Source organism: Streptomyces chartreusis (assembly GCF_008704715.1).
GTDB classification, from domain to species: Bacteria; Actinomycetota; Actinomycetes; order Streptomycetales; family Streptomycetaceae; genus Streptomyces; species Streptomyces chartreusis.
The window spans coordinates 4,218,817-4,240,648 of the sequence record NZ_CP023689.1 but is presented as its reverse complement, the minus strand read 5'-3'; the positions used below and the strand labels follow the sequence as shown (position 1 = coordinate 4,240,648).

The 21,832-nt window shown below is 69.5% G+C and carries 20 protein-coding genes; 16 read left to right on the top strand and 4 right to left on the bottom strand.

The genetic code is table 11. The features are described from left to right. Positions 1 to 19 precede the first annotated feature (19 nt). Genes CP983_RS18100 through CP983_RS18090 form a run of 3 tightly spaced genes read left to right on the top strand, consistent with a single transcriptional unit; the run spans position 20 to position 4,349 of the window. The gene (locus CP983_RS18100; RefSeq protein WP_150500482.1) at positions 20 to 2,302 is read left to right on the top strand and encodes a bifunctional polysaccharide deacetylase/glycosyltransferase family 2 protein; all 2,283 of its coding nucleotides are present in this window, start codon (positions 20 to 22) and stop codon (positions 2,300 to 2,302) included. Continuing rightward, entirely contained in the window at positions 2,299 to 3,630 is a 1,332-nt protein-coding gene (locus CP983_RS18095) for an acyltransferase family protein (protein WP_150500480.1), read from the top strand. Before CP983_RS18100 ends, CP983_RS18095 begins: the two co-directional genes overlap by 4 nt. A gap of 23 nt (positions 3,631 to 3,653) precedes the next feature. Continuing rightward, positions 3,654 to 4,349, top strand: a complete 696-nt coding sequence (locus CP983_RS18090; RefSeq protein ID WP_150500478.1) for a demethylmenaquinone methyltransferase — start codon at positions 3,654 to 3,656, stop codon at positions 4,347 to 4,349. A 9-nt stretch (positions 4,350 to 4,358) separates the two neighbouring features. Here CP983_RS18090 and CP983_RS18085 read toward each other — a convergent pair whose 3' ends face one another. Beyond that, positions 4,359 to 4,673 carry a PASTA domain-containing protein gene (locus CP983_RS18085; protein ID WP_093746921.1) on the bottom strand — a complete coding sequence of 105 codons (315 nt, stop codon included), beginning with the start codon at positions 4,671 to 4,673 and terminating at the stop codon, positions 4,359 to 4,361. Positions 4,674 to 4,828: 155 nt separating this feature from the next. Then, positions 4,829 to 5,362 carry a GNAT family N-acetyltransferase gene (locus tag CP983_RS18080; RefSeq protein WP_107904258.1) on the bottom strand — a complete coding sequence of 178 codons (534 nt, stop codon included), beginning with the start codon at positions 5,360 to 5,362 and terminating at the stop codon, positions 4,829 to 4,831. A 71-nt stretch (positions 5,363 to 5,433) separates the two neighbouring features. On the opposite strand from CP983_RS18080, the gene CP983_RS18075 reads away from it, so the two are divergent. Next, positions 5,434 to 6,738 (top strand): geranylgeranyl reductase family protein, encoded by a 1,305-nt coding sequence (locus CP983_RS18075; protein ID WP_107904256.1) that lies wholly within the window; start codon positions 5,434 to 5,436, stop codon positions 6,736 to 6,738. A gap of 61 nt (positions 6,739 to 6,799) precedes the next feature. Here CP983_RS18075 and def read toward each other — a convergent pair whose 3' ends face one another. Further along, positions 6,800 to 7,441, bottom strand: a complete 642-nt coding sequence (gene def, locus CP983_RS18070; RefSeq protein ID WP_150500476.1) for a peptide deformylase — start codon at positions 7,439 to 7,441, stop codon at positions 6,800 to 6,802. Between the two features lie 108 nt (positions 7,442 to 7,549). Here def and CP983_RS18065 point away from each other — a divergent pair, with 108 nt between their 5' ends. Then, on the top strand, positions 7,550 to 9,376 hold the full coding sequence (locus CP983_RS18065) for a hydroxysqualene dehydroxylase (RefSeq protein WP_150500474.1): 1,827 nt from the start codon (positions 7,550 to 7,552) through the stop codon (positions 9,374 to 9,376). Positions 9,377 to 9,466: 90 nt separating this feature from the next. Here the strand turns inward: CP983_RS18065 and CP983_RS18060 are convergent, their stop codons facing one another. Then, positions 9,467 to 10,300, bottom strand: coding sequence for a C40 family peptidase (locus tag CP983_RS18060; RefSeq protein WP_107904250.1), 834 nt, complete (start codon positions 10,298 to 10,300; stop codon positions 9,467 to 9,469). Between the two features lie 713 nt (positions 10,301 to 11,013). On the opposite strand from CP983_RS18060, the gene CP983_RS18055 reads away from it, so the two are divergent. Genes CP983_RS18055 through nuoK form a run of 11 tightly spaced genes read left to right on the top strand, consistent with a single transcriptional unit; the run spans position 11,014 to position 21,830 of the window. Continuing rightward, positions 11,014 to 11,373 (top strand): NADH-quinone oxidoreductase subunit A, encoded by a 360-nt coding sequence (locus CP983_RS18055; RefSeq protein WP_030950624.1) that lies wholly within the window; start codon positions 11,014 to 11,016, stop codon positions 11,371 to 11,373. Between the two features lie 15 nt (positions 11,374 to 11,388). After that, positions 11,389 to 11,943 carry a NuoB/complex I 20 kDa subunit family protein gene (locus CP983_RS18050; RefSeq protein ID WP_010041554.1) on the top strand — a complete coding sequence of 185 codons (555 nt, stop codon included), beginning with the start codon at positions 11,389 to 11,391 and terminating at the stop codon, positions 11,941 to 11,943. Beyond that, complete coding sequence (locus CP983_RS18045; protein WP_150500472.1) at positions 11,940 to 12,701, top strand: NADH-quinone oxidoreductase subunit C; 762 nt, start codon at positions 11,940 to 11,942, stop codon at positions 12,699 to 12,701. Before CP983_RS18050 ends, CP983_RS18045 begins: the two co-directional genes overlap by 4 nt. After that, entirely contained in the window at positions 12,698 to 14,020 is a 1,323-nt protein-coding gene (locus CP983_RS18040; RefSeq protein ID WP_107904246.1) for an NADH-quinone oxidoreductase subunit D, read from the top strand. The genes CP983_RS18045 and CP983_RS18040 overlap by 4 nt, the downstream gene beginning before the upstream one ends. Beyond that, positions 14,017 to 14,889, top strand: a complete 873-nt coding sequence (nuoE, locus tag CP983_RS18035) for an NADH-quinone oxidoreductase subunit NuoE (protein WP_150500470.1) — start codon at positions 14,017 to 14,019, stop codon at positions 14,887 to 14,889. Before CP983_RS18040 ends, nuoE begins: the two co-directional genes overlap by 4 nt. Then, positions 14,889 to 16,238, top strand: a complete 1,350-nt coding sequence (nuoF, locus tag CP983_RS18030; RefSeq protein ID WP_107904242.1) for an NADH-quinone oxidoreductase subunit NuoF — start codon at positions 14,889 to 14,891, stop codon at positions 16,236 to 16,238. The genes nuoE and nuoF overlap by 1 nt, the downstream gene beginning before the upstream one ends. Then, the gene (locus CP983_RS18025; RefSeq protein WP_150500468.1) at positions 16,235 to 18,739 is read left to right on the top strand and encodes an NADH-quinone oxidoreductase subunit G; all 2,505 of its coding nucleotides are present in this window, start codon (positions 16,235 to 16,237) and stop codon (positions 18,737 to 18,739) included. The genes nuoF and CP983_RS18025 overlap by 4 nt, the downstream gene beginning before the upstream one ends. Beyond that, the gene (nuoH, locus tag CP983_RS18020) at positions 18,736 to 20,100 is read left to right on the top strand and encodes an NADH-quinone oxidoreductase subunit NuoH (protein WP_107904238.1); all 1,365 of its coding nucleotides are present in this window, start codon (positions 18,736 to 18,738) and stop codon (positions 20,098 to 20,100) included. The genes CP983_RS18025 and nuoH overlap by 4 nt, the downstream gene beginning before the upstream one ends. After that, positions 20,093 to 20,695, top strand: a complete 603-nt coding sequence (gene nuoI, locus CP983_RS18015) for an NADH-quinone oxidoreductase subunit NuoI (protein WP_107904236.1) — start codon at positions 20,093 to 20,095, stop codon at positions 20,693 to 20,695. Before nuoH ends, nuoI begins: the two co-directional genes overlap by 8 nt. Further along, positions 20,692 to 21,534 carry an NADH-quinone oxidoreductase subunit J gene (locus CP983_RS18010; protein WP_150500466.1) on the top strand — a complete coding sequence of 281 codons (843 nt, stop codon included), beginning with the start codon at positions 20,692 to 20,694 and terminating at the stop codon, positions 21,532 to 21,534. The genes nuoI and CP983_RS18010 overlap by 4 nt, the downstream gene beginning before the upstream one ends. Continuing rightward, a complete protein-coding gene (nuoK, locus tag CP983_RS18005; protein WP_107904232.1) occupies positions 21,531 to 21,830 on the top strand; it encodes an NADH-quinone oxidoreductase subunit NuoK in 300 nt (99 codons plus the stop codon). The genes CP983_RS18010 and nuoK overlap by 4 nt, the downstream gene beginning before the upstream one ends. Positions 21,831 to 21,832 lie beyond the last annotated feature (2 nt).

Below are 21,832 nucleotides of genomic sequence, written 5' to 3'. Positions count from 1 at the left end.
CCGGAGCGCAGCCCCACTCATGACCACGACGACGCCCTCACGTCGCCGCCGCCGCGCCCCCACCCGCATCGAGCGGGTGGCGGGCAAGGCCGCGGCCCTGCAAAAACCCCGGGTGATCCTCGCCGGGCTTCTGCTGCTCGCGCTGACCAGCGTCATGCTGCTCGACGGCTATCTGCGCGCCGAGGTCGGCGGCGACCAGCGGGTGCGCACCGGGGCCAGCTCCGGCAAGGTCCCGGACAAGGTCCTCGACGGCGGTCCGATCCTCACGTTCCGGGGCGGCCGGGCCACCACCGTCTCGGTGCCGGACAAGACGATCGCCCTCACCTTCGACGACGGCCCCAACCCGACCTGGACGCCGCAGGTCCTGGCGATCCTGAAGAAGTACGACATCCCCGCCACGTTCTTCGTGGTCGGCTCGATGGTCTCGCGCTATCCGTCGATCGTCGCGGACATGGTGGACGCGGGCAACGAGGTGGGCATCCACACCTTCACCCACGTCGACCTCTCCTACCAGAGCGACGCCCGCGTCAACCGCGAGATGCAGCAGACGCAGCTCGCGCTGGCGGGCGCGGCCGGCATCACGACGACGCTGTTCCGGGCGCCGTACTCGTCGGAGACGGACGCCGTCGACAACTACAGCTGGCCCGTCTACAAGAAGCTCGGCGAGGACGGCTACACCAGCGTCTTCGTCGACACCGACAGCGACGACTGGAAGCGGCCCGGCGTCTCGAAGATCGTCAAGTGGGCCACACCGGACGACGGCGAGGGCGCGTCCGTCCTCTTCCACGACGCGGGCGGCGAGCGCTCGCAGACGATCAAGGCGCTGCCGAAGTACATCGAGAGGATGCGGGCGAAGGGGTACACCTTCACCACGATCAGCGGCGCCGTCCAGAAGCAGGAGGCGGCGGCCGGTGGTCAGGCCGGTGGCCAGGCGCAGGGCGGTCCGAACGGGCAACCCGGCGGGGCGGGCGCCGGGGCGGGGACCTCGAACCTCCAGGCCGCCCACCGTACGGCCACCGGCGCGACCCTCTACGAGGGCAAGGCCCTGATCGGAGCGGTGGCCGTCGCCGAATGGACGGTGCCGGTGCTGTCGGTCGGCCTCCTCGTCGTCGGCGTCGCCGTCATGGGCCGCTTCGGCATGATGCTGATCCTCGCCCGGCGCCACTACCGGCAGCGCAACAGACGCCGGTTCAGCTGGGGACCGCCGGTCTCGCAACCGGTGAGCGTGATCGTCCCGGCGTACAACGAGAAGGAGTGCATCGCCAACACCCTCGAGTCGCTGGCGCGGAGCACCCATCCGATCGAGATCATCGTGGTCGACGACGGCTCCACGGACGGCACGTCCGAGATCGCCCGCACCGCGGCCCGGGAACTCGGCATGACCAACGTGCGCGTGATCCGCCAGGAGAACGCGGGCAAGCCGGCCGCGCTGAACAACGGTGTGCGCAGCGCCAGTCACGACATCGTCGTGATGATGGACGGCGACACGGTCTTCGAGCCGGACGCCGTACGGCAGCTGGTGCAGCCCTTCGCCGACCCCGGGGTCGGCGCGGTCGCCGGCAACGCCAAGGTCGGCAACCGCGACACCGTGATCGGCGCCTGGCAGCACATCGAGTACGTGATGGGCTTCAACCTCGACCGGCGCATGTACGACCTGCTGCGCTGCATGCCGACCATCCCCGGCGCGATCGGCGCGTTCCGCCGTGAGGCGGTCCTGGAGGTCGGCGGCATGAGCGAGGACACCCTCGCCGAGGACACCGACATCACCATCGCGATGCACCGCGCAGGGTGGCGGGTCGTCTACCAGGAGCACGCCAGGGCCTGGACGGAGGCGCCGGGTTCGCTCAAGCAGCTGTGGTCGCAGCGCTACCGCTGGTCCTACGGCACCATGCAGGCGCTGTGGAAGCACCGCAAGTCGCTGACGGACAAGGGGCCTTCGGGGCGCTTCGGCCGGGTCGGCATGCCGCTCGTGGTGATCTTCCAGATCGTCACGCCGGTCTTCGCGCCGCTCATCGACGTCTTCACCGTCTACTCGATGATCTTCGTCGACTTCCGCGCGGCGCTGCTGGCCTGGTTCGCGGTGCTGGCGGTGCAGCTGCTGTGCGCGGCGTACGCCTTCCGCCTGGACCGCGAGAAGTACCGCTACCTGCTGATGATGCCGCTCCAGCAGCTCGCCTACCGCCAGATGATGTACCTCGTCCTGATCCACTCCTGCATCACGGCGATGACGGGCGGCCGGCTGCGCTGGCAGAAGTTGAAGCGCACCGGCGAGGTCGGGACGCCGGCGGGGGCGGGCCGATGAGCTGGGAACAGCAGCCGGGACACTGGCAGGAGCAGGGCCGTCAGCAGCCGCAGTATCCGCAGTACCAGCAGCCGTACACGCAGCCTGCGTATCCGCAGCCGTACGAGCCGGTGCCCCCGGATCCGCAGCCGTACGAGCAGCCGACCTACCACCAGGGGTACGGTCAGGAGTACGGGTACCCGGCCCACGCGCAGCAGGAACCGGTGCCGCAGCCCCTGGCTCCGGCGCCTCCCGCAGCCGCCGAGGCGGAGGAGGAGAAGCCTCCGCCTCGGCCCCCGGGCCGCGACCGCTACTTCGACACCCTGCGTGCCGTCGCCCTGATCCGCGTCGTCGGCTACCACACCTTCGGGTGGGCCTGGGCGGGCATGGTGTTCCCCTCGATGGGGATCATGTTCGCCCTGGCCGGCACCCTCATGGCGAAGTCCCTGGAGCGCCCCGCGCCGAAGGTGGTGCGCGGACGGCTGCGCCGGCTGCTGCCGCCCTTCTGGTTCTGGGGCTGCTTCGTGGTCCTGGCGATGCTGATCCACGGCTGGATGCCGGGCTGGCAGATCGTCTACTGGATCGTGCCGCTGGGCGACCCGCCGGGCAGCGCGTGGGCCGAGCAGGCCTGGGAGATCCTCTGGTACCTGCGGACGTACCTGTGGTTCGTGCTGCTCTCCCCGCTGCTGCTGAAGATCTTCCGCCTGGCCCCGGTGCCGGTGCTGCTGCTCTCCCTGACCCCGATCCTCGTCCTCCACTTCCTGTGGGAGCCGCCGGACGACCGCCTCGGCAGCGCGCTGACCGACCTGGCCACCTTCCTGTTCTGCTGGATCCTCGGCTTCGCCCACCGCGACGGGGTGCTCGCCCGGCTGAGGCCGTTCGCCGTGGCCGTCCTGTCGCTCGCCGCCATCGGCTTCGCCGGCTGGTACGCCCTCACGCACCAGGCCGGGACCGGCTCGTACGACCTGGACGACATCCCGCTCGCGCAGGCCCTGTGGTCGGCCGGGTACGTGACGCTCCTGATGTGGGCGAAGTCGTACTTCGGGATCGACTTCGCATGGCTGACCCGCTTCCGGCGGACCGACCGGATCGTCACGATCTTCAACTCCCGCGCGGTGACGATCTACCTCTGGCACGAGATCGCCCTGATCCTCGCCGTCCCGCTGATCGACCGGTTCTGGAACGTGCCCGCGTTCGAGACCTACCTGCCGCTGGAGAGCCAGTGGTTCATGTTCGGCGTCGGCTGGATCCTGATCGCCGTCTTCGTGCTGCTGTGCGGCTGGGTGGAGGACGTGGCCGGGAGGAAGAAGCCGACGCTCCTCCCGGGAGGCCGTCCTGCGAGCCCGTGAGGCCGTACTGCCACAATGGGCCCGTGACCCGCGCATCCCTGGACAAGCAGCCGCACGAAGTCGCCTCGATGTTCGACAACGTGGCGGAACGGTACGACCTGACCAACGACGTGCTGTCGCTCGGCCAGGACCGCAGATGGCGCAAGGAGGTCGCGAAGGCCGTCGACGCCCGCCCGGCGCAGAAGATCCTCGACCTGGCCGCCGGCACGGCCACCTCCTCGCTGCCCTTCGCACAGACCGGCGCCTACGTCGTCCCCTGCGACTTCTCCCTCGGCATGCTCCAGGTCGGCAAGCGCAAGCACACCTGGCTGCCGTTCACCGCGGGGGACGCGACGAAGCTGCCGTTCAAGGACGACGCCTTCGACGCCGTGACGATCTCCTTCGGGCTGCGCAACGTCCAGGACTTCGACGCCGCGCTGCGCGAGATGTACCGGGTGACGCGGCCCGGCGGCAGGGTCGTGATCTGCGAGTTCTCGCACCCGACCTGGGCGCCCTTCCGCACCGTCTACACCGAGTACCTGATGCGCGCCCTGCCGCCGGTCGCGCGCTCGGTGTCCTCGAACCCCGACGCGTACGTCTATCTCGCCGAGTCCATCCGCGCCTGGCCCGACCAGCCGGCCCTGGCCGAGCGGCTGCGCAAGGCGGGCTGGTCGAAGGTGGCGTGGCGGAACCTGACGGGCGGGGTCGTGGCCCTGCACCGGGGCTTCAAGCAGGACTGAACGCCGGGTTCAGGCCGAGCTGACCACCGGGTACGAATCCTCTCCGGGCTCGTCGAGCTCGCGTCGCAGTCCGCCCGAGGGCGGTCGCGGTATGCGTGGCTCGCGTATGCCTCCGCCGCCCTCGCCCTCGCCGAAGTCGAACCAGATGTAGACCATCGAGTCCCGCGGCACCTCGGCTCCGGGCTGGGGATACTGGCGTACGACGTAGTCGACGACGGTGAGATGGAAGTCCGGCCGGTCCGGTGCGTTCAGGACGAGGCCGTGCGACTTCGCCGCCTCGCGCGCGTCCATGGCCATCAGTCCGACGAGTCTAGGAACTCGCACCTCGGGCGTTTTGGGTGTTATACGCACAGATGTCACCCCCAGCGGTATTGGAAGGGTAACCGCCCGGGGGTGTCGTCCGGAAGCTTCAAGTACCTTTCTGTAACAGTCGGTTACTGGCTGTGATGAATCCGGAATTTGGCCTCTCAGTTACCCGCTCACAGGCCGAGCCGGTAGCAGTGCGCCGTCCGCCCGGCGTCCGGGCCGGTGAACTCCTCGGCGAACCGCATCCCCAGCCGCCGCGTCACCGCGATCGACCGCGCGTTGCCGGCGTCGACCATGGCGACCACGTCCGGCACCCCGGCCGCCCGCACCCGCTCCAGCGTCAACCGCGCGGCGGCGGTGACGTACCCCTGTCCCCAGTGCTCACGCCCGAGCCGCCAGCCGATCTCTATCTCGCCCGTCGGACCCCATGGCCGCTCCCAGGGCTGGGCGCCCGTGAAGCCGAGGACCCGCTCCTGCTCGTCGAGCAGGGTCCACAGACAGAATCCCCGCTCGGCGTCGTGCCGGCGCTGGCGGGCGGTGAGCTCCTCGTAGACGGACAGTTCGGCGGCGCGGCCGCCGTGGAACTCCATGACGTCCGGGTGGGCGAACACCCGGTGCCACGCGATCGCGTCCTCGTCGGTGGGCACACGCAGCCGTACTACGGGGAGAGCTCGGTTCACAGGGCAGCCCTTCAGCCGGGTGATCAATTCTGCTGAATAGACTGCCCATGTCCAGTGCCGGTCGGCACGCAGATTTCGAACCCTGGGGAGATCCAGCCGTGACCGTCGTGACCGAGCCCCACTCCTCCCCATTCACCGAGAACACCGCCGATGTGATCGTCGTGGGCGCGGGGCCGGCCGGCTCCACGACGGCGTACCACCTCGCCAAGTCCGGCCTCGACGTACTCCTGCTGGAGAAGACCGAGTTCCCGCGGGAGAAGGTCTGCGGCGACGGCCTCACCCCGCGCGCCACGAAACAGCTCGTGGCCATGGGCATCGACATCTCCGAAGAGGCCGGCTGGCTGCGCAACAAGGGGCTGCGCATCATCGGCGGCGGCGTCCGCCTCCAGCTGGACTGGCCGGATCTCGCCTCCTTCCCCGACTACGGACTCGTCCGCAAGCGCGACGACTTCGACGAGCAGCTCGCCCGCCAGGCCCAGAAGGCCGGCGCCCGGCTCTACGAGCGCTGCAACGTCGGCGCCCCGATCATCGACGACCGCACCGGCCGCATCACCGGCGTCCACGCCAAGCTCGGCGAGGAGAAGCGCGAGGTCACCTTCCACGCGCCCCTGGTGGTCGCCGCCGACGGCAACTCCACCCGGCTCTCGCTGGCGATGGGCCTGCACCGCCGCGAGGACCGCCCGATGGGCGTCGCGGTGCGGACGTACTTCGAGTCGCCGCGCCACGAGGACGACTACCTGGAGTCCTGGCTGGAGCTGTGGGACCGCCGCGGTGCCGAGGACCGTCTCCTGCCGGGCTACGGCTGGATCTTCGGCATGGGCGACGGCACCTCGAACGTGGGCCTCGGCGTGCTCAACACCTCCGACTCCTTCAAGGAGCTGGACTGGCGCGAGGTCCTCAAGGCCTGGTGCGCCTCCATGCCGGAGGACTGGGGCTACACGCCGGAGAACATGACCGGCCCGATCCGCGGCGCCGCCCTGCCCATGGCCTTCAACCGGCAGCCGCACTACACCAAGGGCCTGCTGCTGGTCGGCGACGCCGGCGGCCTGGTGAACCCCTTCAACGGCGAAGGCATCGCCTACGCCATGGAGTCCGGCCAGATCGCCGCCGACGTCATCGTCCAGGCCCACGCCCGCCCGACGCCCGCGAGCCGCGAACTCGCCCTCCAGCGCTACCCGCGCGTCCTGAAGGACACCTACGGCGGCTACTACACGCTGGGCCGCGCCTTCGTGAAGCTCATCGGCAACCCGAAGGTCATGAAGATCGCGGCCCAGCGCGGCCTGACCCACCCGATGCTGATGAAGTTCACGCTGAAGCTGCTCGCGAACCTCACGGACCCGACCGGCGGCGACGCGATGGACCGCATCATCAACGGCCTCAGCAAGGTGGCCCCGAAGGCCTGATCATGGCTGTGGCTGTGGCTGTGGCTGTGGCTGCGGCCCCGGTCGGGGCCGGGGGCAGGGGTCAGCCTGTGTTCCGGGCCTCGCCGAGGGCCTCGACGTTGGCGGCCCGGCGCGCGAACACCTCGTCGCGCCGGTCCGCCACCTGCCCCAGCGCGTCCCTGCGCTCCCGCTTCGACAGCCGGTCCAGATAGACCTGCCCGTCGCAGTGATCGGCCTCGTGCGCGAGACAGCGGGCGAAGTACCCGGTGCCCTCGATCACGAGCGGCTCGCCGTCCTTGTCGACTCCGCGCACCACGGCCCGGTCCGGACGCGGTACGTCCATCACGGCACCCGGCACGGACAGACAGCCCTCCGAGTCGGTCAGGAGCCGCCGGTCCGCGGCGTCGAGCGGCTCCAGCACCGGATTGACGATGTGCCCGACATGCCGGACCCCGTCGTCGTCCGGGCAGTCGTACACGAACAGCCGCGCGTCGACCCCGACCTGGTTCGCCGCGAGTCCCGCCCCGTCGGCGATGTACATCGTCAGGAACATGTCGTCGATCAGCGCGGCGAGATCGGGCCCGAACTCGGTGACGTCCCGGCACGGCTTGTGCAGCACCTCCTCGCCCACCTCGGTGATCCGCCGCACCGAGCCACGCCGGGCCTCCGGCGCCAGCGGCGGATACGACTCCACGGGCCTGCCTTGCACGAAAACGCTGGGCATCGTCGTTCTCCCTTTCCGTCCTTCTGCCGTCGCGGGTTGTGAGGATGCTGTGGCCGGGCGCGAAACGGGCTTCCGGCCTGCACGGACCCTCCCTACCCTCCGGGTCTCATGACAACAGAACACGCGCACGAGCCCCAGGAGCAGACAGGTCACACACCGTCCGGCCACACCCGCAGACGCTTCCTGGCAGGAGCCGGCACGATGGCCGGCGCCGTCGCCTTATGGCCCGCAGGTACCGCCCGGGCCGCCACGGGCAACCGCGTCGCCGTCCTCGGCGGGGGAGTCTCCGGCCTGAGCGCCGCCCACGAACTCGCCGAACGCGGCTACGCCGTCACCGTCCTGGAGTACTACGACGCCCTCGGCGGCAAGGCCCGCTCGATGCCCGTACCGGGGACGGCGGCCGGCGGCCGCGCCGACCTCCCCGCCGAGCACGGCTTCCGCTTCTTCCCGGGCTTCTACCGGAACCTGCCGGACACCATGCGCCGCATCCCCGTCCCCGGCAACGCGCACGGCGTCCACGACAACCTCGTCAGCGGCACCGAGGCCCTGTTCGCCCGCTCCGGCGGCCGCGCCGACCTGCACTTCCCGCTGCGCCGCGCCACCACCCCGCCGCGCCCCGGCGACCTCACCCCCGGCTGGATCCGCGACCAGCTCCTGTCGGTGCTGGAGCTCGGCACCCGCCTGCCCGCCCACGAGGCCGCCTACTTCGCCGACCGTGTCCTGGTCCACCTCACCAGCTGCGACGCCCGCCGCGAGCAGCAGTGGGAGAAGGTCTCGTGGTGGGACTTCATCCGCGCCGAGGAGATGAGCGAGGAGTACCGGACCGTCCTCGGCATCGGCCAGACCCGCAACCTCGTCGCCACACGCGCGGAGGTCGCCTCCACCCGGACCGTCGGCCGCGTCATCATCGAGGCCCTGCTCCTGTGGGGCCTGCTCGGCCGCGGCATGGACGGCGACGCCGACATCGACCGCGTCCTCAACGCCCCCACCAGCGAGGCCTGGATCGACCCCTGGGAGACCCACCTGCGCTCTCTCGGCGTCGAGTTCGCCCTCGGCACCCAGGTCCGCGAGGTCCAGTACGCCGGGGGCCGCGTGACGGGCGTGCGCGTCTCGGACCGCGACGGCGGCGACGAACGGACCGTCACCGCCGACCACTACGTATCCGCCCTCCCCGTCGAGCACGCCCGCGGCACCTGGGGCCCCGCCCTGCGCGCGGCCGACCCGCAGCTGGCACGCTGCGACGCCCTCCAGGCCGACTGGATGACCGGCGTGATGTTCTACCTCCGCACACCCACCCCGGTCGTGCACGGCCACATCAACTGCCTCGACTCACCCTGGTCGGTGACCGGCGTCGGCCAGGCACAGTTCTGGCCCGGACGGGACTTCTCCCGCGACTACGGCGACGGACGCGCCCGGGACTGCCTCTCCGCCATCATCTCGGAGTGGGACAAGCCGGGCATCCTGTACGGCAAGACGGCCAAGGAGTGCACCAAGGAGGAGGTCGTCGCCGAACTCTGGGCCCAGTTGAAGGACGGCCTCAACGACGCCGGCAAGACGGTGCTGCGGGACGAGGACCGCCTCGGCTGGTTCATGGACCCGGCGGTGACGGGCCTGGGCGGCCCCGACCCGCAGAACCGCGAACAGCTCCTCATCCACCCCACGGGCACGCTCTACAACCGCCCCACGGCCCGCACGAGGGTCCCGAACTTCTTCCTCGCGGGCGACTACGTCCGTACCGACGTCGACCTCGCGACGATGGAGGGCGCCAACGAGTCGGCCCGCCTCGCGGTCAACGCGCTCCTGGACGCGGACAATTCGGACGCCGAGCGCTGTGAGATCCAGGAGCTGTACCGGCCCCCGGAGATGGAGCCCCTCAAGCGGATCGACGCGGTGCGCCACAGGCTGGGCCTGCCCAACACCTTCGACCTCGGCTAGATACCGCGAGGGCCCCACGAACAGGACGGAGGGGCCGCTGCCCCCGAGCGGCTGCGGCCCCTTCCGTACGCCTGTGCTGTACGGCTCGTGTCAGAGCACGCGCACCGCACCCGACGCCGGGTAGCCGGACAGGTCCTGGATGACGACGCCCTTGGAGGGGTTGGCCGCGTCCAGGTACTGGCCGTTACCGATGTAGACGCCCACATGGTAGGCGGAACCCTTGCCACCCCAGTAGAGGATGTCGCCGACCTGCACCTGCGAGAGCGGGATGTCGGTGCCGGACATCGACTGGTCCTGCGAGACCCGCGGCAGGTCGACACCGACCTGCTTGTACGCGGCCTGGACCAGGCTGGAGCAGTCCCACGCGTTGGGGCCGGTGGCACCCATGACATACGCGTCGCCCAGCTGCGCCTTGAGGAAGGCGATGACCGTGCCGACGCTGCCGCTCGCGGGAGCGGACACGTCCGTGCTGGTGCTCGCGGAGGCGGACAGGGTGGTCCGCTCGGAGCTGCGGGAGGCGGCCTCCTCGGCGGCGGCCCGGCGGGCCTCCTCGGCCTTCTTCTTCGCCTCGGCCTTCTTCTTGGCCTCGGCGAGGTCCTTCTTGGCCTCCTTGGCGGCCGCGGCGGCTGCCGCGTCACGCTCGGCGTCGAGCTCGTAGTTCGCCGCCGCCAGCTGCGTGGCGTCGGCGGACTGGGCGAGCTGGTCCGCCAGGTCACCCGTGAGGGTGGGCAGTTCGATGGTCTGCGTCACGGGCTCGGCGGCGTGCGCCGTGGCCGCTGCGCCTGCCGCTGCCATGCTGAGGACGCCACCGGCAACTCCGGCGCGCATCGCGATCGTCGAGGACGCGGTGCGGCGGGGTTTCCGGTGGCTGCGTATGTGAGCGGTGTGGGACATGAGAACAACGGGTACCAGGGACTCCTCCATACCTTCAAGAAACGTGGGCTGCGCCACAGTTGTTCAATCGACGGCCCGAAATTCGCCCGCGTCACCCTTTATTGACGCCGTAACGGACATTGCGGGCGGCCCCCGTCTGCCCGCGATCACGGACTTTCATCATTAAGTCCGAATTGCTCTCCGCCTACCACCTGTTGGGACGGGTGGCCAAGCCCGGTTCTCATGGGTCTCTCATCGATGTGGCGGAGGTCACGCAACGGTCACGGGGTCGTGTGCGTCCGGTGCGCGAACCGCGACCGCCGCCGCTCGTGAATGCGTGCACGCGTCCACATCCACTCCCCGCTCTCCCTCTGATGTGTGAACGAGGTCCTCTAGCAACACATCCGGTCCAGCGCCAATTTGCATGCAAGAGAACCCTCTTGATATTGAGACGCCCCCTCCGAGCTGCGCCGACGAGCGAAAATGTCACCTCTGGTGATCACTCGGACGCTTCTCGTGTGAAGATCACCGCTCATCCGTGTTCATGATCCTTCGTCAGGTGGTGGAGATCACAAAGCTTGTGTAATACCCCGTGTCGCAGATCACAGAGCGGCGGGCATAAGATGCGAGGCAGTTGGGCTTGTGACCTGCTTCACATGTTCTCGATCTTCGCCGGGACGAGCGGGGCTCGTGGGACGGGTGGGGCGGCTGGGAGCCCAGTGCAACCGCCAGCAGTCAGTGCCGACTGAGAGGAGCGAGGAGCGGTGAACGCCTATGCGCCCATCCTCGTACTGGGAGCCCTCGGGGCAGGCTTTGCGATCTTCTCCGTGGTCATGGCCACGCTGATCGGTCCGAAGCGGTACAACCGGGCCAAGCTCGAGGCCTACGAGTGCGGTATCGAGCCGACCCCCACGCCGGCCGGCGGCGGGCGCTTCCCGATCAAGTACTACCTGACGGCGATGCTCTTCATCATCTTCGATATCGAGATCGTCTTCCTCTACCCCTGGGCCGTCACCTTCGACTCCCTGGGGATCTTCGGGCTCGTGGAGATGTTGCTCTTCGTGCTCACCGTCTTCGTCGCGTACGCGTACGTATGGCGGCGCGGCGGCCTGGAATGGGACTGAGGGGCCTTTAAAGACATGGGACTCGAAGAAAAGCTGCCGAGCGGATTCCTGCTGACCACCGTCGAGCAGGCCGCGGGCTGGGTGCGCAAGTCGTCCGTCTTCCCGGCCACGTTCGGACTCGCCTGCTGTGCCATCGAGATGATGACCACCGGCGCCGGCCGCTACGACCTGGCGCGCTTCGGCATGGAGGTCTTCCGCGGTTCGCCCCGCCAGGCGGACCTGATGATCGTCGCCGGCCGGGTCAGCCAGAAGATGGCGCCGGTGCTCAGGCAGGTCTACGACCAGATGCCGAACCCCAAGTGGGTGATCTCCATGGGGGTCTGCGCCTCCTCGGGCGGCATGTTCAACAACTACGCGATCGTGCAGGGCGTCGACCACATCGTCCCGGTCGACATCTATCTGCCGGGCTGCCCGCCGCGGCCCGAGATGCTGATGGACGCCATTCTCAAGCTCCACCAGAAGATCCAGACCTCCAAGCTCGGCGTGAACGCCGAGGAGGCGGCCCGCGAGGCGGAGGAAGCGGCGCTCAAGGCTCTGCCCACGATCGAGATGAAGGGGCTGCTGCGATGAGCGACGCGAACGGCACCAACGGGGCGAACGAGTCGAACGGGGTCAACCCCGAGAAGGACCTCTCCGCCTCCAACCTCCCGGGCCAGCGCGGCCAGGGCGGCGAGGAGATCCGCGTCCAGCGCGGCATGTTCGGCGCCGAAAACGGCGGCGACACCTCCGGCTACGGCGGCCTCGTCCGCTCGGTCCGGCTCCCCGGCCCGGCGAGCCGCCCCTACGGAGGCTGGTTCGACGAAGTCGCCGACGAGCTCGAGGGCGCGCTGGAGGAGCAGGGTCTCCTGCCCGACAACGCCGTCGAGAAGACGGTCGTCGACCGGGACGAGATCACCTTCCACATCGAACGCGAGCACCTGGTCCGCGTCGCCCGCACCCTGCGCGACGACCCGGCCCTGCGCTTCGAACTGTGCACCGGGGTCAGCGGCGTCCACTACCCGAGCGACAAGGGCCGGGAACTGCACGCCGTCTACCACCTGCGCTCGATCACCCACAACCGGCTGATCCGCCTCGAGGTCAGCGCCCCCGACAGCGACCCGCACATCCCGTCGCTGGTCTCCGTCTATCCGACCAACGACTGGCACGAGCGCGAGACCTACGACTTCTTCGGCATCGTCTTCGACGGTCACCCCGCCCTGACGCGGATCATGATGCCGGACGACTGGCAGAGCCACCCGCAGCGCAAGGACTACCCCCTCGGCGGCATCCCCGTCGAGTACAAGGGCGCCCAGATCCCGGCTCCGGACCAGCGGAGGTCGTACTCGTGAGCACTCAGTCAGCATCTGCCCGTGAGACCACCGAGGGCACCGTATATACGGTCACCGGTGGCGACTGGGACGAGGTCGTCGAGGCCGCGGCCCGTGCCGACGACGAGCGCATCGTCCTCAACATGGGCCCCCAGCACCCCTCCACGCACGGAGTGCTCCGCCTGATCCTGGAGATCGACGGCGAGACCGTCACCGAGGCCCGCTGCGGCATCGGCTACCTCCACACCGGCATCGAGAAGAACCTCGAGTACCGGACCTGGACGCAGGGCACCACGTTCGTGACGCGCATGGACTACCTGACGTCCTTCTTCAACGAGACCGCCTACTGTCTCGCCGTCGAGAAGCTCCTCGGCATCGAGGACCAGATCACCGAGCGCGCCAAGATCATCCGGGTGCTCCTGATGGAGCTGAACCGGCTCTCCTCCCACCTGGTGTGCATCGCCACCGGCGGCATGGAGCTCGGCGCCACCACGATCATGATCTACGGATTCCGCGATCGTGAAATGATTCTCGACATCTACGAGCTCATCACGGGGCTCCGGATGAACCACGCGTACATCCGCCCCGGCGGACTCGCCCAGGACCTGCCGCCCGGCGCGGTGGACCAGATCCGCGAGTTCGTGAAGAAGATGAAGAAGAACCTCCCGGAGTACGACAAGCTCGCCACCGGGAACCCCATCTTCAAGGCCCGTATGCAGGACATCGGCTACCTCGACCTGGCCGGCTGCATGGCCCTCGGCGCGACGGGCCCGATCCTGCGCTCCACCGGCCTCCCGCACGACCTGCGCAAGTCGCAGCCGTACTGCGACTACGAGACCTACGACTTCGAGATCCCGACCGCCGACACCTGCGACTCCTACGGCCGCTTCCTGATCCGCCTCGAGGAGATGCGCCAGTCGCTCGGGATCGTCGAGCAGTGCCTGGACCGGCTGCAGCCCGGCCCGGTCATGGTCGCCGACAAGAAGATCGCCTGGCCCGCCCAGCTCGCCCTGGGCCCCGACGGACTCGGCAACTCCCTCGACCACATCAAGAAGATCATGGGCACCTCCATGGAGGCCCTGATCCACCACTTCAAGCTGGTCACCGAGGGCTTCCGCGTTCCGGCGGGACAGGCGTACGCGGCCGTCGAGTCGCCCAAGGGCGAGCTCGGTGTGCACGCCGTGTCCGACGGCGGCACCCGCCCCTTCCGGGTCCACTTCCGCGACCCGTCCTTCACCAACCTTCAGGCCATGGCGGCGATGTGCGAGGGCGGCCAGGTCGCCGACGTCATCGTCGCCGTGGCGTCCATCGACCCCGTGATGGGAGGCGTCGACCGGTGACCACCTCTTCTTCCGAGCGGGGCGTCAGCCTGGGCATGCCCGCACTGCCCGCGCCCGGCTACCCGGACGACGTCCGGGCCCGGCTGGAGACCGACGCGCGCGAGATCATCGCCCGCTACCCGGACTCCCGTTCCGCCCTCCTGCCGTTGCTGCACCTCGTGCAGTCGGAGGAGGGACACGTCACGCGCACCGGCATGCAGTTCTGCGCGGACGTGCTGGAGCTGACCACGGCCGAGGTCACCGCGGTCGCGACCTTCTACACCATGTACCGGCGCAAGCCGAGCGGTGACTACCAGGTCGGCGTCTGCACCAACACGCTGTGCGCGGTCATGGGCGGCGACGCGATCTTCGAGGAGCTCCAGGAGCACCTGGGCGTCGGCAACGGCGAGACCACGGGCGACGGCAAGGTCACCCTGGAGCACATCGAGTGCAACGCCGCCTGCGACTTCGCGCCCGTCGTGATGGTCAACTGGGAGTTCTTCGACAACCAGACCCCCGCGAGCGCCAAGCGCCTCGTCGACGACCTGCGCGAGGGGCGGCCCGTGGAGCCGACGCGCGGGGCACGGCTGTGCACCTTCAAGGAGACCGCGCGGATCCTGGCCGGCTTCCCCGACGAGCGGCCCGGGGCCGTCGAGGAGAGCGGCAGTGCGGGACCGGCCTCGCTGGTGGGCCTCCGCCTGGCCAAGGGGGAGAGCGCACCCGCGCGCGTGGTCCATCCGCGCGACGGCGGCCCGCACGACGAGCCGCAGGACAGGGCATCGCACGAGCCCTCGCCGACCGAGCACCTCAGTTCGCACGACGCGCCGCATGAGACGTCGGCATCCGACCCCGCCCACCCGGCAGGGCCTGTCGCCGAGGAGGGGGAGTGATGACGTTGGCACCAGAGCTGAAGGAAAACAGCCCCGAGAAGCTGCTCGCACCCGTGCTGTCGGCCTTCTGGGACGAGGACAGGTCCTGGACGCTGGACGTCTACCGCAGGCACGAAGGGTACGAGGGGCTCCGCAAGGCGCTCGCCATGTCGCCGGACGACCTGATCGCGTACGTCAAGGACTCCGGTCTGCGCGGGCGCGGCGGCGCGGGATTCCCGACGGGGATGAAGTGGCAGTTCATTCCCCAAGGTGATGGCAAGCCGCACTATCTAGTTGTCAACGCCGACGAATCGGAGCCCGGAACCTGCAAGGACATTCCGCTCCTCTTCGCGAACCCGCACAGCCTCATCGAGGGCATCGTCATCGCGTGTTACGCCATCAGGTCTTCGCATGCCTTCATCTATCTGCGTGGTGAAGTCGTCCCCGTTCTGCGGCGGTTGCACGAGGCCGTGCGCGAGGCCTACGCGGCCGGCTTCCTCGGCGAGAACATCCTCGGCAGCGGACTGAATCTCGAACTCACCGTGCACGCCGGCGCCGGCGCGTACATCTGCGGTGAGGAGACCGCGCTGCTCGACTCGCTCGAAGGCCGCCGTGGACAACCGCGGCTGCGTCCCCCCTTCCCCGCGGTGGCAGGTCTCTACGCCTGCCCGACTGTTGTGAACAACGTCGAGTCGATCGCGTCGGTTCCCGCGATCCTGCACCGCGGCAAAGAATGGTTCCGCTCGATGGGCAGCGAGAAGTCCCCGGGCTTCACGCTCTACTCGCTCAGCGGCCACGTCACGAGCCCCGGCCAGTACGAGGCCCCGCTCGGCGTCACCCTGCGCCAGCTGCTCGAGATGAGCGGCGGTATGCGCGCCGGCCACCGTCTGAAGTTCTGGACGCCGGGCGGCTCCTCGACGCCGATGTTCACCGACGAGCACCTCGACGTCCCCCTCGACTACGAGGGCGTCGGCGCCGCCGGCTCCATGCTCGGCACCAAGGCGCTCCAGTGCTTCGACGAGACGACCTGCGTCGTCCGCGCCGTCACCCGCTGGACCGAGTTCTACGCCCACGAGTCCTGCGGCAAGTGCACCCCCTGCCGCGAAGGCACGTACTGGCTCGTGCAGTTGCTGCGCGACATCGAGGCCGGCAAGGGCGTCATGAGCGACCTCGACAAGCTGAACGACATCGCCGACAACATCAACGGCAAGTCCTTCTGCGCCCTCGGCGACGGCGCCGCCTCGCCGATCTTCTCCTCGCTGAAGTACTTCCGCGAGGAGTACGAGCAGCACATCACGGGCCGTGGCTGCCCCTTCGACCCGGCCAAGTCGACGGCCTGGGCCGACCACCGCACGGAGGTGAACGCATGACTGTGACCACCAGCGCTCCCTCCGGAGGGGGAGAGGCGGCGGTCCCGCCGGAGGATCTCGTCTCGCTGACCATCGACGGCGCCGAGATCAGCGTGCCCAAGGGCACCCTGGTCATCCGCGCCGCCGAGCAACTCGGCATCGAGATCCCGCGCTTCTGCGACCACCCCCTCCTCGACCCGGCCGGCGCCTGCCGCCAGTGCATCGTCGAGGTCGAGGGCCAGCGCAAGCCGATGGCGTCCTGCACGATCACGTGCACCGACGGCATGGTCGTCAAGACGCACCTCACCTCGCCGGTCGCCGAGAAGGCCCAGCACGGTGTGATGGAGCTCCTCCTCATCAACCACCCGCTGGACTGCCCGGTCTGCGACAAGGGCGGCGAGTGCCCGCTGCAGAACCAGGCCATGTCGCACGGCCAGGCCGAGTCCCGCTTCGAGGGACGCAAGCGGACCTACGAGAAGCCCGTCCCGATCTCCACGCAGGTGCTGCTCGACCGCGAGCGGTGCGTGCTGTGCGCCCGCTGCACCCGGTTCTCCAACCAGGTCGCGGGCGACCCGATGATCGAGCTCCTGGAGCGGGGCGCGCTCCAGCAGGTCGGCACCGGTGAGGGCGACCCGTTCGAGTCGTACTTCTCCGGCAACACCATCCAGATCTGCCCGGTCGGCGCGCTCACCTCGGCGGCGTACCGGTTCCGCTCCCGCCCCTTCGACCTCGTCTCCTCGCCGTCGGTGTGCGAGCACTGCTCCGGCGGCTGCGCCACGCGCACCGACCACCGGCGCGGCAAGGTCATGCGACGCCTCGCGGCCAACGACCCCGAGGTCAACGAGGAGTGGATGTGCGACAAGGGCCGGTTCGGCTTCCGCTACGCCCAGCAGCGCGACCGGCTCCAGACGCCGCTCGTGCGCAACGCGGAGGGTGAGCTGGAGCCGGCCTCCTGGCCGGAGGCGCTCCAGATCGCCGCGCAGGGCCTGCTCGCCTCCCGCGGCCGCACCGGCGTGCTGGCCGGCGGCCGGCTGACCGTCGAGGACGCCTACGCGTACAGCAAGTTCGCGCGCGTGGCGCTCGACACCAACGACATCGACTTCCGCGCGCGCGTGCACAGCGGCGAGGAGGCCGACTTCCTCGCCGCGCGGGTCGCCGGTCACGGCCGCGACCTCGACGGCAAGGGCACCACGTACACCTCCCTGGAGAAGGCACCGGCCGTGCTGCTGGCCGGGTTCGAGGCCGAGGAGGAGGCGCCCGGGGTCTTCCTGCGGCTGCGCAAGGCATGGCGTGGGCACGGCCAGAAGGTCTTCTCGCTCGCCACGCACGCGACACGCGGCCTGGAGAAGGCGGGCGGCACGCTGCTGCCGGCCGCTCCCGGCACCGAGACCGAGTGGCTGGACGCGCTCGCGAGCGGCGTCGGCCTGGACGGGGCCGGTGCGCAGGCGTCCGAGGCGCTGCGCACCGAGGGTTCGGTGATCGTCGTCGGTGAGCGGCTGGCGGCCGTGGCGGGCGGGCTGACCGCCGCCGTACGGGCCGCGACCGCGACCGGCGCCGAGCTGGTGTGGATCCCGCGCCGGGCGGGGGAGCGCGGTGCCGTCGAAGCGGGCGCGCTGCCCTCCCTGCTGCCGGGCGGACGTCCCGCGACCGACCCACGCGCGCGTGAGCAGGTCGCCGCCGTCTGGGGAGTGGCCGAACTGCCGCTGCGCTACGGCCGCGACACCGGCCAGATCGTCGAGGCCGCCGCGACCGGCGAACTCCAGGCCCTGCTGGTCGCGGGCGTCGAGGTCGCCGACCTGCCCGACCCGGCACGCGCGCGTGAGGCGCTCGGCGAGGTCGGCTTCGTGGTGTCGCTGGAACTGCGGCCCGGCGAGGTGACCGAGCTCGCCGACGTCGTGCTGCCGGTCGCCGCGGTCGCCGAGAAGGCCGGCACCTTCCTCAACTGGGAAGGCCGGGTGCGCTTCTTCGAGGCCGCGCTCAAGCCCGACCAGATGACGCGCCGCATGGCGCCGAGCGACGCGCGCGTCCTGCAGATGCTGGCCGACGCCATGGACGTACACCTGGGCCTGCCGGATCTGCGCACCACGCGCGCGGAGATCGACCGGCTCGGCGCCTGGGACGGCCCGCGGGCCACGGAACCCCTCCAGACCGGGGTCCAGCTGCCTCGGCCGGCCGCCGGTGAGGCCGTACTCGCCGGGCACCGGCTGCTGCTCGACCAGGGCCGTCTCCAGGAGGGCGACGAGGCACTCGCAGGCACCCGGCACGCCGCCCACGCGCGTGTGTCGGCCGCCACCGCCGCCGAGGCCGGCGTGAAGGACGGCGACGCCCTCGCCGTCACCGGCCCCGCCGGAACCGTGGAACTGCCGTTGCAGATCACCGAGATGCCCGACCGGGTGGTGTGGCTCCCGCTGAACTCCGTGGGCGCCGGCGTCGCCTCCGACTCCGGGGCGCTGCCCGGCTCACTCGTCCGCATCGGCCCGGCGACCCTCGCGTCCGAGGCCCCCGAGGAGGTGGAGGCATGAGCCCTTTCCTCGCCGCTGAAGACCTCTCGATGTTCGGCCGCGACCCCTGGTGGCTGGTCGTCGTCAAGGCGGTGTTCTGCTTCGCCTTCCTGATGGTGACCGTGCTGTTCTCCATCGTCTGGGAGCGCAAGGTCGTCGCCTGGATGCAGCTGCGCATCGGGCCCAACCGGCACGGCCCCTGGGGCATGCTCCAGTCGCTCGCCGACGGCATCAAGCTGATGCTGAAGGAAGACGTCATCGTCAAACGCGCGGACAAGGTCGTCTACGTCCTCGCACCGATCGTCGCGGCCATCCCGGCCTTCATGGCGATCGCGGTGATCCCCTTCGGCCCGGCCGGCAACGAGATCTCGATCTTCGGCCAGCGCACCACGATGCAGCTCACCGACCTGCCGATCGCGATGCTCTACATCCTCGCCGTCGCCTCGGTCGGCATCTACGGCATCGTGCTCGCGGGCTGGAGCTCCGGATCCACCTACCCGCTGCTCGGCGGCTTGCGCTCCTGCGCGCAGATGATCTCCTACGAGATCGCGATGGGCGCCGCCTTCGCGTCGGTGTTCCTCTACTCCGGTTCGATGTCGACCTCGGCGATCGTCGAGGCCCAGCAGGACCGCTGGTACGTCGTCCTGCTGCCGGTGTCCTTCCTGATCTACATCGTCACGATGATCGGCGAGACCAACCGCGCCCCGTTCGACATGCCGGAGTCCGAGGGCGACCTGGTGGGCGGCTTCAACACCGAGTACTCGTCGATCAAGTTCGCGATGTTCATGCTCGCCGAGTACGTGAACATGGTGACGGTCTCGGCGGTCTCGGTGACGCTCTTCCTGGGCGGCTGGCGGGCCCCGTACCCGGTCAGCACCTTCTGGGAGGGCGCCAACCACGGCTGGTGGCCGCTCCTCTGGTTCGTGATCAAGGTCCAGCTGCTGCTGTTCTTCTTCATCTGGCTGCGCGGCACGCTCCCGCGCGTGCGCTACGACCAGCTGATGAAGCTCGGCTGGAAGGTCCTCATCCCGGTCTCCGTCGTCTGGCTGATGCTCGTCGCGACCGTGCGGACCCTGCGCAACGAGAACTACGACTTCGCCGACATCGCCCTCTACGTCGGCGGTGGCGTCCTCGCGCTGCTCCTGCTCTCCTTCATCGCCGACATGTTCCGCGAGAAGGCGAAGGGCGCCGAGGGAGCCGCCGAGGAACCGGCCTCGTTCGACGCGATGGCGGGCGGGTTCCCCGTACCGCCGCTGCCGGGGCAGGAGTTGCCGCCGGTGCCGCGCCGCAGCTCACGCCGCGAGCGGGAGCTGATTGTCAGTGGTGGGCCCGATACTCAGAGTGACGGATCTCTGGATGGAAAGGAGGCGTCCGATGGCTGAGGAGCCCAAGGAGACCAAGCCCGGTTTCATGAACCCCGTCGCAGGCTTCGGCGTGACCTTCAAGGCCATGTTCAAGAAGCGGCTGACCGAGCAGTACCCGGAGCAGCAGAAGACCACAGCTCCGCGCTTCCACGGACGGCACCAGCTCAACCGCCATCCGGACGGCCTGGAGAAGTGCGTCGGCTGCGAGCTGTGTGCCTGGGCCTGCCCCGCCGACGCCATCTATGTCGAGGGCGCAGACAACACCGAAGAGGAGCGCTACTCGCCCGGCGAGCGGTACGGGCGCGTCTACCAGATCAACTACGCCCGCTGCATCCTGTGCGGTCTGTGCATCGAGGCGTGCCCCACGCGCGCGCTCACGATGACCAACGAGTTCGAGCTCGCGGACTCCAGCCGCGCCAACCTCATCTACACCAAGGAGCAGCTGCTCGCCGGTCTCGAGGACGGCATGGTCGACACGCCCCACGCCATCTTCCCGGGGACCGACGAGCAGGACTACTACCGCGGCCTGGTGACCGAGGCCGCCCCCGGCACCGAGCGCCAGGTCGCCGCCTCCAAGGGCGAGAAGCCCGAAGACGAGGAGGTGGACGCATGAGCGCACAGCTCGCCGCCTACTCCACCTCCACCGGAGAGGCCGTCCAGTTCTGGATGCTCGGCACCGTCGCCGTCATCGGCGCCCTGTGCACCGTATTCATGAAGAAGGCGGTGCACAGCGCGCTGTGCCTGGCCGGGACCATGATCGTCCTGGCGATCTTCTACCTGGCCAACGGCGCCTACTTCCTGGGCATCGTGCAGATCGTCGTCTACACCGGCGCGATCATGATGCTGTTCCTGTTCGTGGTGATGCTCGTCGGCGTGACCGCGGCGGACTCCCTGAAGGAGACCATCAAGGGCCAGCGCTGGCTGGCCCTTCTCTGCGGCCTCGGCTTCGGCATCCTGCTGATCGCGGGCATCGGCAACGCCTCCATCACGGAGTTCAACGGCCTCGCCCAGGCGAACGCGAACGGCAACGTGGAGGGCCTCGCCACCCTCATCTTCACCAAGTACGTCTTCGCCTTCGAGATCACCGGCGCCCTGCTGATCACGGCCGCCATCGGCGCCATGGTGCTCACGCACCGCGAGCGCACCGAGCGCGCCAAGACCCAGCGCGAGCTGTCCGAGGAGCGCATCCGCGAAGGCAAGCACATCCCGCCGCTGCCGGCCCCCGGCGTGTACGCCCGGCACAACGCCGTGGACATCGCGGGCCTGCTGCCCGACGGCACCCCCTCCGACCTCACGGTCAGCAAGACGCTGCGCGAGCGCGGCCAGATCCGCGACGTGTCCACCGAGGCGCTCAACGACCTGCGGGCGCTGGAGCAGCGGGCGGAGGAGCGGCTGGAGCGCACCGCCATCGAGCCGTCGACCTTCAAGCGGGCTGAGGAGGCGTCGAAGTGAACCCGGTCAACTACATCTATCTCGCGGCCCTGTTGTTCACGATCGGCGCCACCGGCGTGCTGATCAGGCGCAACGCGATCGTCGTGTTCATGTGCATCGAGCTCATGCTCAACGCCTGCAACCTGACGCTCGTCGCCTTCTCACGGATGCACGGCAATCTCGACGGCCAGATCATCGCGTTCTTCACGATGGTCGTGGCCGCCGCGGAGGTCGTCGTCGGGCTCGCGATCATCGTGTCGCTGTTCCGTTCCCGCCACTCGGCCTCGGTCGACGACGCCAGCCTGATGAAGCTCTGAGG